At 67.6% G+C, this 14,805-nt stretch carries 13 protein-coding genes; 9 read left to right on the top strand and 4 right to left on the bottom strand.

The annotated features are described in order from the left end of the window. Positions 1-42 precede the first annotated feature (42 nt). Complete coding sequence (locus tag B9Y82_RS16840) at positions 43-402, top strand: hypothetical protein (protein ID WP_100474123.1); 360 nt, start codon at positions 43-45, stop codon at positions 400-402. 110 nt (positions 403-512) lie between these two features. Here B9Y82_RS16840 and B9Y82_RS16835 read toward each other — a convergent pair whose 3' ends face one another. After that, positions 513-1,250 carry a KilA-N domain-containing protein gene (locus B9Y82_RS16835; RefSeq protein ID WP_238381627.1) on the bottom strand — a complete coding sequence of 246 codons (738 nt, stop codon included), beginning with the start codon at positions 1,248-1,250 and terminating at the stop codon, positions 513-515. 198 nt (positions 1,251-1,448) lie between these two features. Between B9Y82_RS16835 and aceK the strand changes: the two genes are divergently transcribed. Both aceK and B9Y82_RS16825 read left to right on the top strand, forming a co-directional pair. Next, positions 1,449-3,179 (top strand): bifunctional isocitrate dehydrogenase kinase/phosphatase, encoded by a 1,731-nt coding sequence (gene aceK, locus B9Y82_RS16830; RefSeq protein ID WP_100474121.1) that lies wholly within the window; start codon positions 1,449-1,451, stop codon positions 3,177-3,179. 80 nt (positions 3,180-3,259) lie between these two features. Beyond that, entirely contained in the window at positions 3,260-4,150 is an 891-nt protein-coding gene (locus tag B9Y82_RS16825; RefSeq protein WP_100474120.1) for an energy transducer TonB, read from the top strand. Between the two features lie 39 nt (positions 4,151-4,189). Here the strand turns inward: B9Y82_RS16825 and B9Y82_RS16820 are convergent, their stop codons facing one another. The 3 genes from B9Y82_RS16820 to trxA all read right to left on the bottom strand — a co-directional run bounded on the left by B9Y82_RS16820 (position 4,190) and on the right by trxA (position 8,276). Next, positions 4,190-5,764 (bottom strand): sensor domain-containing diguanylate cyclase, encoded by a 1,575-nt coding sequence (locus B9Y82_RS16820; RefSeq protein ID WP_100474119.1) that lies wholly within the window; start codon positions 5,762-5,764, stop codon positions 4,190-4,192. A 209-nt stretch (positions 5,765-5,973) separates the two neighbouring features. After that, a complete protein-coding gene (rho, locus tag B9Y82_RS16815; RefSeq protein ID WP_100474118.1) occupies positions 5,974-7,719 on the bottom strand; it encodes a transcription termination factor Rho in 1,746 nt (581 codons plus the stop codon). Between the two features lie 227 nt (positions 7,720-7,946). Then, on the bottom strand, positions 7,947-8,276 hold the full coding sequence (gene trxA, locus B9Y82_RS16810) for a thioredoxin (RefSeq protein WP_005411275.1): 330 nt from the start codon (positions 8,274-8,276) through the stop codon (positions 7,947-7,949). Between the two features lie 509 nt (positions 8,277-8,785). Between trxA and rhlB the strand changes: the two genes are divergently transcribed. The 6 genes from rhlB to ung all read left to right on the top strand — a co-directional run bounded on the left by rhlB (position 8,786) and on the right by ung (position 14,768). Continuing rightward, positions 8,786-10,489 (top strand): ATP-dependent RNA helicase RhlB, encoded by a 1,704-nt coding sequence (rhlB, locus tag B9Y82_RS16800; protein WP_100474117.1) that lies wholly within the window; start codon positions 8,786-8,788, stop codon positions 10,487-10,489. Positions 10,490-10,727: 238 nt separating this feature from the next. Then, on the top strand, positions 10,728-11,471 hold the full coding sequence (locus B9Y82_RS16795; protein WP_157804653.1) for a class I SAM-dependent methyltransferase: 744 nt from the start codon (positions 10,728-10,730) through the stop codon (positions 11,469-11,471). 99 nt (positions 11,472-11,570) lie between these two features. Continuing rightward, positions 11,571-12,257, top strand: coding sequence for a cell division ATP-binding protein FtsE (gene ftsE / locus B9Y82_RS16790; RefSeq protein WP_014648630.1), 687 nt, complete (start codon positions 11,571-11,573; stop codon positions 12,255-12,257). Positions 12,258-12,260: 3 nt separating this feature from the next. Further along, positions 12,261-13,208: a permease-like cell division protein FtsX gene (gene ftsX / locus B9Y82_RS16785; RefSeq protein WP_100474115.1), complete on the top strand. Its 948-nt coding sequence runs from the start codon at positions 12,261-12,263 to the stop codon at positions 13,206-13,208. Between the two features lie 7 nt (positions 13,209-13,215). Further along, positions 13,216-14,058 carry a response regulator gene (locus tag B9Y82_RS16780; protein WP_049424094.1) on the top strand — a complete coding sequence of 281 codons (843 nt, stop codon included), beginning with the start codon at positions 13,216-13,218 and terminating at the stop codon, positions 14,056-14,058. Next, a complete protein-coding gene (ung, locus tag B9Y82_RS16775; RefSeq protein WP_100474114.1) occupies positions 14,055-14,768 on the top strand; it encodes a uracil-DNA glycosylase in 714 nt (237 codons plus the stop codon). Before B9Y82_RS16780 ends, ung begins: the two co-directional genes overlap by 4 nt. The last annotated feature ends 37 nt before the right edge of the window (positions 14,769-14,805 follow it).

Genomic DNA, 14,805 nt, shown 5'->3' with positions numbered 1-14,805 from the left:
GGGGAACGAGGGGCTCGAACCAACATCGACAAGGGGTGCGACGTGGCTGGATTGACTGAATCGTTGGATGCACTGATGGGCATCGATGGCGCGCAGGCAGTGGCGCTGGTCGACTACGAAAGCGGCATGCTGCTGGGCGAAGCCGGTGCCGGCATGGACATGGAAGTGGCCGCCGCCGGCAACACTGAAGTGATCCGCGCCAAGATGAAGACCGCCGCGTCGCTGAACCTCAACGACAGCATTGAAGACATCCTGATCTCGCTGGGCAAGGCGTACCACATCATGCGTCCGGTGGCGAAGAAGAAGGGCCTGTTCTTCTACATCGTGCTGGACCGCACCAAGTCCAACCTGGCATTGGCCCGGCGCAAGGTGCAGGACGTGGAGACCGAACTGGCGATCTGAGCGAACGGCTTCTGTAGCCGAGCCATGCTCGGCTGCTGCGGTCTCCGCCCTTCGTAGCGTCGAGCCTGCGCGACTGCGGCAGAGGCAGCCAGGCAGGCTCGACGCGAATCTCAAGCTGCTGGAAGCAGCAGTGCAGAGACGAACGATAGAGCCTTGCTGTCGCGCGCGGCGAAGTACTTGGATGCATGATTGGGCAGCCACACTTCGTTGAAGTGGCGGCGGAAGTCCTCGTAGAACTCGTTGGGATACAGTTTGGCCTGCACCGTGCGGCCGTCCGGGTAGGCGTGGTCATACGTGGGCAGTGCATCGGTGTTGACGCCGCGATGATCCCTCAGCCATTTGCAGAACAGGCGGCCTTCGGAGATGTCCGGCACCAGCGCCTGCGGGAGCGTATAGCCCGCCTGCTCCAGCGGTGCGATCAGGTTCAACGTCAGCTCGTTGAGCATCGAGAAATGGGTGTACGGCACCTTGGCACGGTTCTGCATGTAGCGGTCGATGTGCACGGGCATCACCGCGTTGGCGCGGCCCTGCTGCCATTCCACCACCCACTGCGAGACCTTCACCGCGAACTTGCGCGACAACCACTGGCCGAGGTTGATGGCGAGGTACGGGTGGATCCAGGTACCCTGCATTGCCGGGTTTCCACCGGATACCACGTGGATCAGTTCATTCTCGGCCAGCTTCGTCTGCGCCATGAGTTCCTGCAGGAACTCCTCCGTTGATTTCAGCGCCCGGTAGTCGGACCAGCGCTTGCCGACGGACTGGCACAGGGCGGTGGCACTGATGTAGCCGTCGCGGGCGCGCTGGGGGATTACGTTGCCTTCCTCCACGCGCGGAATAAAGGTCATTTGCTGCATGCGTCACCTTGTGCCGTTGTTGGGCCTGACAGGGTAGGCAGCACGGGGGCGCGGGGTCTGTAGGAATCGTTGCGTTTGTCGCGGCGCGCAGTGGCGCTGGCCCCTCTGGGACCAAACCGATGCTCGGCTCTACACAACCCACCCCACGCCAGCGTATGGTGAAGCCGGTCCTCCCGGGGTGAGCCCTGCATGTCCGAGCCTGACATCGCTGCCGAGCTGGCGCCGCGCATCGCCGGCGCCATCCGCGATGGTTTCGAGCAGTATCATGCCCGTTTCGCGGCGATTACCGCGCGGGCGCGGCAGCGCTTCGAGCAGCGCGACTGGGCCGGTGCGCGGCAGGATGCGGTCGAACGCATCGCCCTGTATGACCTGTGCATCGCCGAGCAGATGGATGCGCTGCGTCGCCTCGCCGGTGAGGCGATCGGCGAGCGCGCACTGTGGCTGCAGGTGCACGCGCGGTACAGCGCGCTGCTGCAGGGCCTGATCGATGCCGAACTGTACAAGACCTTCTACAACACGCTGTCGCGGCGTCTGTTCGCTACCCGGGGCGTGGACCCGGCGCTGGAGTTCATCGCTTTCGACGTCGAGCCGTCCGATGCAATCACCCACCCCGTCGCGCGGCATACCTATGCGGTCTCGCCGACGCGGCCGGTGGAGGCGCTGCAACGCGTGTTGGCCGACTACCGCTTCGACACGCCCTATGCGCACCAGTTGCGCTGCGCGGCGGCCATCGCCGTGCGGCTGCAGGATGACCTCGCCCATTGGGGTGACACGCCGGTACGCAGCATCGAACTGCTCGACACCGTGTTCTACCGCGAGCGCCGTGCCTACCTGGTCGGCCGCGTGTTCGGCGAGCACCGCTTCTCGCCGTGCGTGATCGCCCTGGTCAACGACGAGCGCGGCCTGCGTGCCGATGCAGTGCTGACCCGGCGCCGTGATGTCGCTCACCTGTTCGGTGTATCACGCAGCTACTTCCAGGCCGACCTGGGCACGGTCGGCGACGCCGTGGTGTTCCTGCGCAGCCTGCTGCCGGGCAAGCCGATCGACGAGATCTACACCGTGCTGGGCCGAGCCAAGCAGGGCAAGACCGAGCGCTACCGCACCTTCTTCCGGCACTTCAACGAGCACCCGCAGGAGCGGCTGGTGCACGCCGAAGGCACGCCGGGCATGGTCATGGCGGTGTTCACCCTGCCCAGCTATCCGCTGGTATTCAAGCTGATCCGCGACCGCTTCGCCTGGCCGAAGTCGATGTCGCGCCAGCAGGTGGAAGAGAAGTATGCGCTGGTGTTCAACCTGGATCGTGTCGGCCGCCTGCTTGACGCACAGCCCTATCGTCATCTGCGCTTCCCGCGCGAGCGCTTCGCGCCGGCCTTGCTGGAAGAGCTGCTGCAGCAGTGCGCGCAGAGCGTACGCATCGATGGCGAGGAGGTCGAGATCGCACTGTGCTATGTGCAGCGTCGTTTCCGTCCCTTGAACCTGTACCTGCGCGAGCAGTCCCGGGAGGCGGTGCGCGCTGCGGTGCTCGACTACGCGCAGGCGATCACCGACATGGCACGCAACAACATCTTCCCCGGCGACATGCTGCCGAAGAACTTCGGCGTATCGCGGCATGGCCGGGCCGTGTTCTACGACTATGACGAGCTGTGCCTGGTCAGCGACTGCGTGTTCCGCGCCTGGCCGCAGCCGCGTACGCCGGAGGAGGCCATGGCCGACGAGCCCTGGTTCCATGTCGGGCCACGCGATGTATTTCCCGAGCGCTTCGGCCCGTTCATGGGCCTGCCGGCGGGCGAGCTGGCCGCAGTGCGCGAACATTACCGGCACCTATTCGATCCAGCGTGGTGGCAGGGCCTGCAGGAACGCTTCGCCCAAGGTGACTATCCGGACACGCCGCCCTACGCGGTGGCTCATCGCCTGGCCTGAACGGATTGGCGTGAACCGCCTGCCGGTCCCGTCCAGGCTGGGGTACGCTCGGGGACCACCTCATCACCATGGATCCGGCAATGATGCGTTCTCCCCTGTTCCTTGCGCTGGCCCTGGCGTTCACCGCCGGTGCTCCCCTGCTGCCGGCAGACGCCGTTGCCCAGAACGCGCGCGCGGTGCGCGCAGCTGCCGAGATGAGCATGGCGCTGTCGGGCAGTATCGACGTGGCGGCCGACGGTTCGGTCAGCACGCTGGTCCTGGACCAGCAGGCGATGCTCGCACCGGGTATCGCATCATTCGTGGAAGGCACCATCCGTGGCTGGCAGTTCGAGCCGACGCTGCGCGATGGCAGGCCGGTGGCCATCCACGCGCCGCTGCGGGTACGCCTGCGTGGCAAGGAGCAGGACGATGGCGGCTACCAGGTCAGCATGACCAGTGTCGACTTCAGTGAATATGATCCGAAGGCTACTGACTCGGTCACCCAGAAGCGCATGCCGCCACCGCGCTACCCCGAGGAGGCCTTCCGCAATGGTGGGCAGGGTGACGTACTGCTGCTGGTCCAGGTGGCGCGCGACGGTACCGTTGCCGATGTCATTGCCGAACAGGTGAACATGACGGTGGTCGCACCGGAACGGACCATGGCCAGGATGCGCGACATCCTCGCCAAGGCCAGCATCAGTGCGGCCCGCAAGTGGACCTTCGTGCCGCCGACCACCGGCGAGGACAGCACGCGGGACTCCTGGACCGTGCGCGTGCCGGTCACCTTCGCACTGAACAACAATGGCAACGCCCAGCCGGAACGTTACGGGCGCTGGCGCGCCTTCATTCCCGGCCCGCGCCAGGCCGCACCGTGGCGCACGCCGGATACCGCCGGGCAGGCGGGCAGTGATCTGCTGCCGGCCGGCGGCGTGTACATGGTCGATGGCACCCAGCGCGGCCTGCGCCTGCTGACGCCGCTGGCGCAGCGCTGATTCCGGCGCGGTGAAACAGCCGGCCTGGCCGGCTGCTTCTCAGTCCGCGTATGGGTAGACCACCACCCGGTTGCGGCCTCGTTCCTTGGCCATGTACAGCGCCTTGTCGGCCAGCCGCAGCGCCTGTTCGGCATCGACATGGAAGCTGGGGAAGTGGGCGACGCCCAGCGACACGGTGATGGTGCCCACCGGCTCGAACGGATGGTCGGCGATGTGCTGGCGCAGGCGCTCGCCGGCCTGGCGTGCCGAGTCGGTACTGATGCCCGGCAACAGCAGCAGGAATTCCTCGCCACCGGCGCGGCAGAGGATGTCGCTGTCGCGCGAGTAGCGGCGCATCTGGTCAGCGATATGGACGATGGCGGCGTCGCCGACGTCATGGCCGTGGCTGTCGTTGATCGATTTGAAGCGATCGATATCCAGCGCCAGGATTGCGAACGGTATGCCCTGCACCTGCAGTGCATCCAGCGCTTGCTGCAGGCCCCGGCGATTGAGCAGGCCGGTCAGCGGATCGGTGCGGTTGGCACGGCTGAGTGTACCGATCCGCTCCTGCAGGGCGTTGAAGCTGTGCAGTACCGCCTGCTTGAGCTGGGCAACCTCGAAGTACCACGCGCGGATGCCGCTGACGTGGTTGATTGCATTGCCGGTGTCCTCGCCGCCCTGCACATTGCGCGCCAGCTGCCACAGCGGCATCGAGATGCGCCGGGCGAACCACCAGGTGATCAGCAGCGAAAGCAGGCCGAGCGGAATCGCGTTCCAGATCACCGCGGTCATCAACCGCGACAGCGGCTGCAACGTGGCCTCGGTCGGCCGCTGGGCGATGATGCCCCAGCCGGTGGCCGGTACCGGCGCATAACCAGCCAGCATCGACACGCCGAGGTTGTTGCGTACCTGCTGCGCGCCGCGTTCACCGCGCACCACCGCCTTCACCGCCGGGTTGCCGACCACGTAGTCGCCGACCCGCTTGCCGTCGGCGTGGTACAGCAGGCGGCCATGGCGGTCGACCACGTACAGGTAGGAGCCATCTCGATAGTAGTGCTTGCCCAGCAGCGTGTGCAGCGCGCTGCGCTGGCGCAGGTACAGGGTGCCGCTGACGTAGCCGCGGTAGCGGCCCTGGCGATCGAAGATCGGGTGCGACAGCGAGACCAGCAGCTTGCCCGTGGCCGACTGGTACGGGTCGCTGATCATCGGCTGGCGCGCGGCCAGTGCGGCGTTGTTGCCGACGCTGTGCAGGATCTCGCCCTGCAGCTGCAGGGTCTGCGGCGAGGTGGCGATCACCAGGCCGTCGGCGTCCACCACCAGCGAGGAGTTGAAGCTGTTGGTCTGCAGCTGCAGGCGGCTGGCTTCATCCTGGGCCTGCTTCGGATCCAGGTCGCTCTGGCCGAGCCGGGTGGCGGCGTAGGCCAGCTCCTGCTGCGCGGCCAGCAGGAAGTTCTGGGTGGTCTCGGCCAGCTTGGTGGCATAGACGCGGTTGGCTTCCAGGGTAGTGCCGACCAGCTGGTCGCGCTGCACGCGGTAGCTGGTCAGCAGGGTATTGGCCAGGGCGATGATGGCGCTGAGCAGGGCCAGGGCGAGGATCAACTTGCCCAGGTTGAGGCGGGGAGACAGCGTTGGCATGCGTCGACGGATCCGGCAGGAGGCTGGACCCGACCGGTTCTCCGGAAGGGGCGACAGCGGGAATCGGTGCCCACGCCCGCAGGGCCGGGCAGGGTGGTGGGCGGATTATCGCCAAAAGCGGTCGGCGGCAAAGTGAAGTGGGTCGCCCTGCAGGCAAAAAAAAACCTGCCGCAGCGAGCGGCAGGTTCTTTTCGATGCAACGCCGTGGATCAGCGCTTCATCGAACCGAAGAACTCGTCATTGGACTTGGTGTTCTTCATCTTGTCCAGCAGGAACTCCATCGCGGCCATTTCATCCATCGGATGCAGCAGCTTGCGCAGGATCCAGATCTTCTGCAGCAGCTCCGGCTCGATCAGCAGGTCTTCGCGGCGGGTGCCGGAACGGTTGATGTCGATGGCCGGGAACACGCGCTTTTCAGCGATACGACGGCTCAGGTGCACTTCGCTGTTGCCGGTGCCCTTGAACTCTTCGTAGATCACCTCGTCCATCTTCGAGCCGGTATCGACCAGCGCGGTGGCGATGATGGTCAGGCTGCCGCCTTCTTCCACGTTGCGCGCGGCACCGAAGAAGCGCTTCGGGCGGTGCAGGGCGTTGGCGTCCACACCACCGGTCAGCACCTTGCCCGAGCTCGGTACCACGTTGTTGTAGGCGCGGGCCAGGCGGGTGATGGAGTCCAGCAGGATCACCACGTCCTTCTTGTGCTCGACCAGGCGCTTGGCGCGCTCGATGACCATTTCGGCCACCTGCACGTGGCGCGCGGCCGGCTCGTCGAAGGTCGAGCTGATGACCTCGCCGCGCACGGTGCGCTGCATTTCGGTCACTTCTTCCGGGCGCTCGTCGATCAGCAGCACGATCAGGTGCACGTCCGGGTGGTTGGTGGTGATGGCGGTGGCGACCTGCTGCATCATCATCGTCTTGCCCGCCTTCGGCTGGGACACGATGAGCGAGCGCTGGCCCTTGCCCTGCGGTGCCATCAGGTCGAGGATGCGGCCGGTGATGTCTTCCGACGAACCGTTGCCACGCTCCAGGGTGAAGCGGCGGCGCGGGAACAGCGCGGTCAGGTTCTCGAACAGCACCTTGTTCTTCGACGCTTCGATCGGCTCGCCGTTGATGGTGTCGACGATGTTCAGCGCGAAGTAGCGCTCGCCGTCCTTCGGGAAGCGGATGCGGCCGGAGATGTGGTCGCCGGTGCGCAGGTTGAAGCGGCGGATCTGGCTGGGCGAGATGTAGGTGTCGTCCGGGCCGGCCAGGTAGCTGGCTTCAGCCGCGCGCAGGAAGCCGAAGCCGTCCGGCAGGATTTCCAGCACGCCGTCGGCGGCGACGCCGTCGCCGTGGCGGGTCAGCACCTTCAGCAGGGCGAAGATCACATCCTGCTTGCGGGCACGGGCAACGCCTTCGGAGATCTGCAGCTGCTCGGCGATTTCCAGCAGCTTCTGCGCCGGCATGCGCTTGAGGTCGCTCAGCGAGTAGACCGGGAAGCCCTCGGGCACGTTGGCGTGCGGGCGCGGCACGAACGGCTGCTGCTCGCCGCCGTCCTGCGGCATGCCGTCATCACGGCCACCGCGGTTGCGGTCACGGTCGCGACGGTTGCGGAAACGGTCGCGGCGATTGCCCTGGCCCTGCTGGCCGTTCTGGTTGTAGGGATTGTTGTTCTGACCCTGGCCCTGGTTCTGGCCACCGCCCTGGTGGTTCTGCTGGCGCTGTCCGGATTCGCGACCTTCGCCACCCTCACCGCCGCCGGAGGCGGGGGCTTCAGCGGCAGGCGCGCTCGGCGCGGGGGCGGCTGCCGCCGGTGCCGGCGCTTCGGGCGCGGCTGCCAGCGGCAGGGTCGGTTGCGCCGGAGCGGCGCTGGTTTCGGCGGCTGCCGGAGCGGCGGCCTTGCTCACGCGGGGCTTGCGCACGCGCTTTTCGGCGGGCGCATCGGCGCTGCCGGTTTCGGAAGTGTTATCGGACAAGAGCGTTATTCCTCGCTTGAAGGTGCGAGCGCCCGGCTGGGGCGGCGAACGTTGGGAATGGGTCTGGAAGAAACTGCGTCCAGAGGGTGCGGCACGCGAACGCGGCCGGATATGCCGACACTATCATCGGCCTGCGGCGCCATGCAAGGGTCGCCAGGAACAGCATTCATCATGGACGCTGGGCGCCCGCCGGCAGCCGCGGGCGGCGGCTGCCGGGAACAGCAGGATCAGGCCAGGGCCTTGTCCAGCAGGCCGGCCAGCTGGGCCTTGCCCACCGCACCGATCTGCTCGCCGACCTTCTCGCCGTCCTTGAACACGACCAGGTACGGAATCGAACGCACGTGGTACTTGGCGGCCAGCGCGCGGTTGTGGTCGACGTTGACCTTGGCGATCTTGGCGCGGCCCTGGTAGGCATCGGCCAGTTCGTCCAGCGCCGGGGCGATCATCTTGCAGGGGCCACACCACTCGGCCCAGAAATCGACCAGCACCGGTTCCTTGGAATTCAGCACTGCGCTATCGAAGTCGGCGTCGCCGACATGTACAACCTTGTCGCTCATCTTGGTTTCTCGTCTTGGATTGCACCCGGCCATGCCGGAGGTGGGTGAACTGGGCCATGCCCGGTGGCGCGACCCTCGTCGTTGCCTCGCGGCGCACTGCCGCGGTGCGTTCGGCGGGATGCCTGGACGCTCACGGCCGGCAGTGTACCCCTATCGCAGGGCCGGGACAGGCGCCGGCTGGAACCCAGCGTATCGTGATCGCTTCGATGCCCGGTATGTGCCGGATTTCACTGTCTTCCTGTACATGGGGCTGGCAGTGGGCGACACCAACGGCCCTGGGCAGGCCGTTCAAGTCCGGTGTGGCTGGGTGAAGGTGGCGTCTCCATGTTCGGTGAGACGCCGCATTCCGGTTTGCCTGCCCGAGTGCGTTAAACTGGGCCATTGTGCGGCGCGCGGACCAGGTGGTCCCAGCCTGCCAACCCGCCGCAGGGGCCGCAGTTTGCGACGGTGCCCCTAGACGATGAAGTGCCAGCCGCCCCACGGGCCGGCGGCCATACCAAGACGGACTCATGAGCGACAAACCGCTGACCGATTTGACCTTCTCCTCCTTCGAGCTGCACCCGGCCCTGCAGGCTGGCCTTGAAGGAGCCGGATTCACCCGTTGCACCCCGATCCAGGCGCTGACCCTGCCGGTCGCGCTGCCCGGTGGTGATGTCGCCGGCCAGGCCCAGACCGGCACCGGCAAGACCCTGGCCTTCCTGGTGGCTGTCGTGAACCGCCTGCTGACGCGTCCGGCCCTGGCCGATCGCAAGCCGGAAGATCCGCGCGCGCTGATCCTCGCCCCGACCCGCGAGCTGGCCATCCAGATCCACAAGGATGCGGTGAAGTTCGGTTCCGACCTGGGCCTGCGTTTCGCCCTGGTCTACGGCGGCGTGGATTACGACAAGCAGCGCGAGCTGCTGCAGCAGGGCGTGGACGTGATCATCGCCACCCCCGGCCGACTGATCGACTACGTCAAGCAGCACAAGGTGGTTTCGCTGCACGCCTGCGAGATCTGCGTGCTGGACGAAGCCGACCGCATGTTCGACCTGGGCTTCATCAAGGACATCCGCTTCCTGCTGCGCCGCATGCCGGAACGCACCATCCGCCAGACCCTGCTGTTCAGCGCCACCCTCAGCCATCGCGTGCTGGAGCTGGCCTACGAGCACATGAACGAGCCGCAGAAGCTGGTGGTCGAAGCCGAGACCATCACCGCCGCGCGCGTGCGCCAGCGCATCTACTTCCCGGCCGACGACGAGAAGATCCCGCTGCTGCTGGGCCTGCTGTCGCGCAGCGAAGGCGCGCGCACCATGGTGTTCGTCAATACCAAGGTGTTCGTCGAGCGCGTCGCCCGTTCGCTGGAAAAGGCCGGCTACCGTGTCGGCGTGCTGTCCGGTGACGTGCCGCAGAAGAAGCGCGAGAGCCTGCTCAACCGCTTCCAGAAGGGCCAGCTGGAGATCCTGGTGGCCACCGACGTGGCCGCGCGCGGCCTGCATATCGACGGCATCAAGTACGTCTACAACTACGACCTGCCGTTCGACGCCGAAGACTACGTGCACCGCATCGGTCGTACCGCGCGCCTGGGCGAAGAGGGTGATGCGATCAGCTTCGCCTGCGAACGCTACGCCATGGGCCTGCCGGACATCGAGGCCTACATCGAGCAGAAGATCCCGTCCGAGCCGGTCACCAAGGAACTGCTGACCCCGCTGCCGCGCCCGGAACGCCCGGCCCCGGCCGCTGGCGAGGAAGGTGAGGAGAACGAGAGCGTCGGCCAGATCTTCCGTGAAGCGCGCGAAGCACGTGCCGCCGAAGAAGAGCGTCGTGGTGGTGGTCGCAGTGGTGGCCGCTCCGGCGGTGGCCGTGGCGAGCGTCGCGACGGTGAGCGCAGCGGCGAGCGCCGTTCGCGTGGCCCGCGCAAGCCGCGCGTGGAAGGCGAGCAGTCCGCAGCTGTCCCGGCCGAAGGTGCCGTCGCCCAGGCCCCGCGTCCGCCGCGTGCCGAGGGTGCGCCGGAAGGTGCCGTGGATGGCGAGCGCAAGCCGCGCAAGCGCCGTCGTCGTCGCCACGGCCGTCCGGTCGAGGGTGGCGAGGGCATGCAGGCCAACGCCGGCAACGGTGCCAGCCCGGTGACCCCGGTGCAGGTGGTGGCCAAGCCGGTGCGCACGGCGGCCGACTCCGGCGATTCGTTCCTGACCCGCATCGGCCGCAAGATCCGCCGGATGCTGTCGGGCAATTGAGCCGGCAGCGCCCGACCGTTGGTCGGGCGACATCCAGGGTGTGCCGACCAACGGTCGGCACCCACCACGCCGGACCGGCAGCACCCGACCATTGGTCGGGTGGCTTTGAAGGGTAGTGCCGGCCGATGGCCGGCATGCCGCGCAGCCGCCTGCCACGCAACGTTGTCGCATCTGACTCTGGCTGCGCCTGCCGGCCTCCAGCCAAGCTGGCTCCTCACGCATGCGGAGGACTCACGCGATGGCATCCGTACCCTGTTACGACGCATTCGATCTGCATTACGCGCAGCACGTGGCGGCCTCTGCATCCCGTCCGCTGGAACGCCGGACGCTGCTGGAGCTGGCCGGTCCACTGCAGGGGCGGGATGTCATCGATCTGGCCTGCGGCTCCGGCGATTTTGGCCGCCACCTTCTGCTGCACGGAGCACGTAGTGCCCTTGGTGTCGATCTGTCCGCCGCGATGATCGAACAGGCGCGCCGGCTTTCCCGGCAAGGCGGAGACACCATGCAGTTCCTGCACGGCGACGCGACCCGGCTGGACCTGCCGGCCCGCTTCGATATTGCCGTGGCGGTCTGGCTGTTCAACCACGCCGATACGCTGCAGGAACTGGAGCGCATGTACCGGGCGGCGGCCCACGTCCTCAGACCGGGCGGACGGCTGCTGGGCATCGTCACCCATCCGGCCTTCCGCTTGGCCCGGGGCGACTTCTCGCGCTACGGCGCACGCATCGTCCGGCAGCAGGCGCTGGACGATCATCACCTGGTGGAGGTCGCGTTCGCCGATGCTGCCGAGGCCCGCGTCACCGACCATCAATGGCGCGCGGACCAGCATGAGCAGGCGGCCGCCCGCGCGGGGCTGCCCGGGCTGCAGTGGCAGGTGCCGGCGCCGACGGCGGCGGAGTGCCAGGGCCGGCCTGCCGGCTTCTGGGATGAATACCGCGACAACAACGCGTTGGTGGTCCTGCACGCCCGCAGGGAGGGCTAGCGCCCGGCGAGGCCCGGCGGGCGCAGCCGCGGATCGAAGATTCCGCCGGGCCGGGCCCGGCGCTACCGATCCGTCGCGCCGGTCCTGCATAATCGGGGCATGAGTGTCCTGCGCTTCGACAATGTCAGCAAACAGTACGCCGGTGGCCACGAGGCGCTGATCGATGTCAGCTTCGAGGTCGCGCCGGGCGAGATGCTGTTCGTAACCGGCCATTCCGGTGCGGGCAAAAGCACCCTGCTCAAGTTGATCCACCTGGACGAGCGGCCCAGCCGCGGCGCGGTGGTGTTCGACGAGCGCAACCTGCTGAAGGTGCGCGGCGGCGACGTGCCCCGCCACCGACGCGCGGTGGGGGCGGTCTACCAGGACCATCGGCTGCTGATGGACCGCTCGATCGCCGAGAACGTGGCGCTGCCGCTGATCCTGCGTGGCACCCGCCGTGGCGACATCAGCAAGCGCGTGCGCTCGGTGCTCGAGCGGATGGGCCTGGGCCATCGCGAGAAGGCGCTGCCCTCGCAGCTGTCGGCCGGCGAGCAGCAGCGCGTGGGCATCGCCCGCGCCATCGTCGGCGAGCCCAAGCTGCTGGTGGCCGATGAGCCGACCGGCAACCTCGACCCGACCCTGGCGGCGGAGATCATGGCCCTGTTCGCCGAGCTGCCTTCGCGCGGCACCAGCGTGCTGGTGGTCAGCCACGACCTGCCGCTGCTGCGCCGCATGCGCAAGCGCGTGCTGATCCTCGACCACGGCCGGCTGGTGGATGACATCTCGCCGCAGGACCTGGCGGAGTAACCGATGGCGAAGAACGAAAACAGCGAAGCCGCCGCCCCCTCGCGTGTGGGTGTCTGGTTCCAGCACCACGTGCACAGCGTGGTGTTCAGCCTGGGCCGCGCCTGCCGCAAGCCGTGGGCGACCCTGCTGACGGTGATGGTCATGGCATTGGCGCTGGCGTTGCCGCTGGGGCTGTCGATCGCCCTGGACAACCTCAAGCAGTTCGCCGGCAGCGTGCAGCAGTCGCGCGACATCAACGTGTTCCTGAAGGGCAACGTCGATGGCCCCGGCGCGCTGCGCCTGGCCGGCCAGCTGCGCGGCCGCGATGACGTGGCCGAAGTGAACGTGCGCACGCCCGAGCAGGGCCTGCAGGAACTGCGCGATGCCGGCCTCGGCGAGGCGATCGACGCACTCAACGACAATCCACTGCCTTCGTTGCTGGTGATCACCCCCGGCCAGGGCAAGGATGACGCGCGCCTGGCGCGCGCGCTGGAAGGCCTGCCCGAGGCGGACCTGGTGCAGCACGATGCGCTGTGGCGCCAACGCCTGGATGCCTGGCTGGCCTTCGGTGCGCGGCTGGTGCAGGTGCTGTCGGTGCTGCTTGGCGTGGGTGCCGCGCTGGTGGTCGGCAACACGGTGCGCCTGGACATCCAGGCCCGCCGCGAAGAGATCGGCGTGCTGCAGCTGCTGGGCGCCAGCGATGGCTTCATCCGCCGCCCGTTCCTGTACCTGGGCGCGTGGTACGGCCTGGGCGCCGGTGCGGTGGCGCTGGCCCTGATCGCCGCCGCCGGTGCCGCGCTGCGCGTGCCGCTGGCCGAACTTTCGCGCAGCTACGGCAGCCCGTTCGTGCTGCACGGCCTGGACCTGCTGCACGGCGGCCTGGTCCTGCTCGGCACGCTGCTGCTGGGTTGGCTGGGCGCCTGGCTGGTCACCGGCCACTTCCTCCGCCAGACCCGCCCGACCGACACCTGAGACCGGCATGCAACCGCAAGCGCTGAAGCACCTTGAAGGGCCCGCGACGCGGGTGATGGTGGTCGATGGTTCGAAGCTGGTCCGCAAGCTGATCGCCGACGTCCTGCAGCGCGACCTGCCGGGCGTGGAGGTGATCGGCTGCGACAGCATCGAGGATGCGCAGCAGGCGCTGGCGCAGGGCCCGGTGGACCTGGTGACGACCTCGCTGACCCTGCGCGATGGTGACGGCCTGGCGCTGGCGCGGATGGTGCGCGAAGCGGCCGGCCAGGCCTATGTGCCGGTGATCGTGGTCTCTGGCGATGCCCAGCAGCACCTGGAGCAGCGTCGCTTCACCGAGTACGTCACCGACTATTTCGACAAGGCGCTGGGCCACGAGGCACTGGCGACCTTCATCCGCGGCTACGTGCAGCCGCAGACCATTCCCGGCGCCACCATCCTCTATATCGAGGACAGCCGCGTGGTGGCCGAGGCGACCAAGCGCATGCTGGAACGCCAGCAACTGAACGTGCTGCACGTGGTCAGCGCCGAAGAAGCGTTCACCCTGCTGACCGCCGAGTCGCTGGGCCGCAGCCGCCACCGCATCGACCTGGTGCTGACCGACGTCACCCTGAAGGGCGAACTGAGCGGCCGCGACGTGGTGCAGCGCGTGCGCGTGGACTTCGGCTACGGCAAGCGCCGCCTGCCGGTGCTGGTGATGACCGGCGATGGCAATCCGCACAACCAGACCGGGCTGCTGCAGTCCGGTGCCAACGACCTGGTGCTCAAGCCGATCGAAGAACGGTTGCTGGTTACCAAGGTGCTGTTCCAGCTACGGCTGGCCCGATTGAACGATGGACCTCTGTTGCGATGATGGATGAAGTAGCCGACACCCCGACGATCCAGCTGGAACCGAGCTGGAAGCAGCATGTCGGCGATTACCTGCTGCAGCCGCAGATGCGCGAGCTGTCCGCCTTCCTGCGCCAGCGCAAGGCCGGTGGCGCGGCGGTGTTCCCGCCCGGCCCGCAGATCTTCGCCGCGTTCGACGCCACGCCGTTCGAGCAGGTGAAGGTGGTCATCCTCGGCCAGGATCCATACCACGGCCGCGGTCAGGCACATGGCCTGAGTTTCTCGGTGCCGCCGGGCGTGCCGGTGCCGCCGTCGCTGCTGAACATCTACAAGGAGATCGAGAGCGATCTCGGCATTCCGCGCCCGGACCACGGCTGCCTGATTCCGTGGGCGCAGCGTGGCGTACTGCTGCTCAATGCGGTGCTGACGGTGGAGGAGGGCAAGGCCGGTGCGCACCAGGGCCGTGGCTGGGAAGGCTTCACCGACCACGTGGTGGACGTGCTCAACCGCGAGCGCGAAGGGCTGGTGTTCATGCTGTGGGGCGCCTACGCGCAGCAGAAGGGCAAGGTCATCGACACCCGCCGCCATCGCGTGCTGAAGTCGCCGCATCCGTCGCCGCTGTCGGCCCATCGCGGCTTCCTCGGCTGCCGCCATTTCTCGATGGCCAACGAGTACCTGCAGCGTCGCGGGCAGGCCCCGATCGACTGGTCGCTGCCGCCGCGTTCGGCACTCTGAGCGGGCCGGGCAGTAGCCCGGCGCCGCCAGCGATGGA

The sequence above is a fragment of the Stenotrophomonas maltophilia genome, from assembly GCF_002799155.1.
GTDB classification, from domain to species: domain Bacteria; phylum Pseudomonadota; class Gammaproteobacteria; order Xanthomonadales; family Xanthomonadaceae; genus Stenotrophomonas; species Stenotrophomonas maltophilia_R.
This window is presented reverse-complemented; position numbering and strand designations above follow the sequence as displayed.

Bases quoted from the DNA above. Each gene is read 5' to 3' on its own strand.
- B9Y82_RS16835 (WP_238381627.1), bottom strand. From the start codon at position 1,250: ATGACCTTTATTCCGCGCGTGGAGGAAGGCAACGTAATCCCCCAGCGC.
- aceK (WP_100474121.1), top strand. From the start codon at position 1,449: ATGTCCGAGCCTGACATCGCTGCCGAGCTGGCGCCGCGCATCGCCGGC.
- B9Y82_RS16825 (WP_100474120.1), top strand. From the start codon at position 3,260: ATGATGCGTTCTCCCCTGTTCCTTGCGCTGGCCCTGGCGTTCACCGCC.
- B9Y82_RS16820 (WP_100474119.1), bottom strand. From the start codon at position 5,764: ATGCCAACGCTGTCTCCCCGCCTCAACCTGGGCAAGTTGATCCTCGCC.
- trxA (WP_005411275.1), bottom strand. From the start codon at position 8,276: ATGAGCGACAAGGTTGTACATGTCGGCGACGCCGACTTCGATAGCGCA.
- rhlB (WP_100474117.1), top strand. From the start codon at position 8,786: ATGAGCGACAAACCGCTGACCGATTTGACCTTCTCCTCCTTCGAGCTG.
- B9Y82_RS16795 (WP_157804653.1), top strand. From the start codon at position 10,728: ATGGCATCCGTACCCTGTTACGACGCATTCGATCTGCATTACGCGCAG.
- ftsE (WP_014648630.1), top strand. From the start codon at position 11,571: ATGAGTGTCCTGCGCTTCGACAATGTCAGCAAACAGTACGCCGGTGGC.
- ftsX (WP_100474115.1), top strand. From the start codon at position 12,261: ATGGCGAAGAACGAAAACAGCGAAGCCGCCGCCCCCTCGCGTGTGGGT.
- B9Y82_RS16780 (WP_049424094.1), top strand. From the start codon at position 13,216: ATGCAACCGCAAGCGCTGAAGCACCTTGAAGGGCCCGCGACGCGGGTG.
- ung (WP_100474114.1), top strand. From the start codon at position 14,055: ATGATGGATGAAGTAGCCGACACCCCGACGATCCAGCTGGAACCGAGC.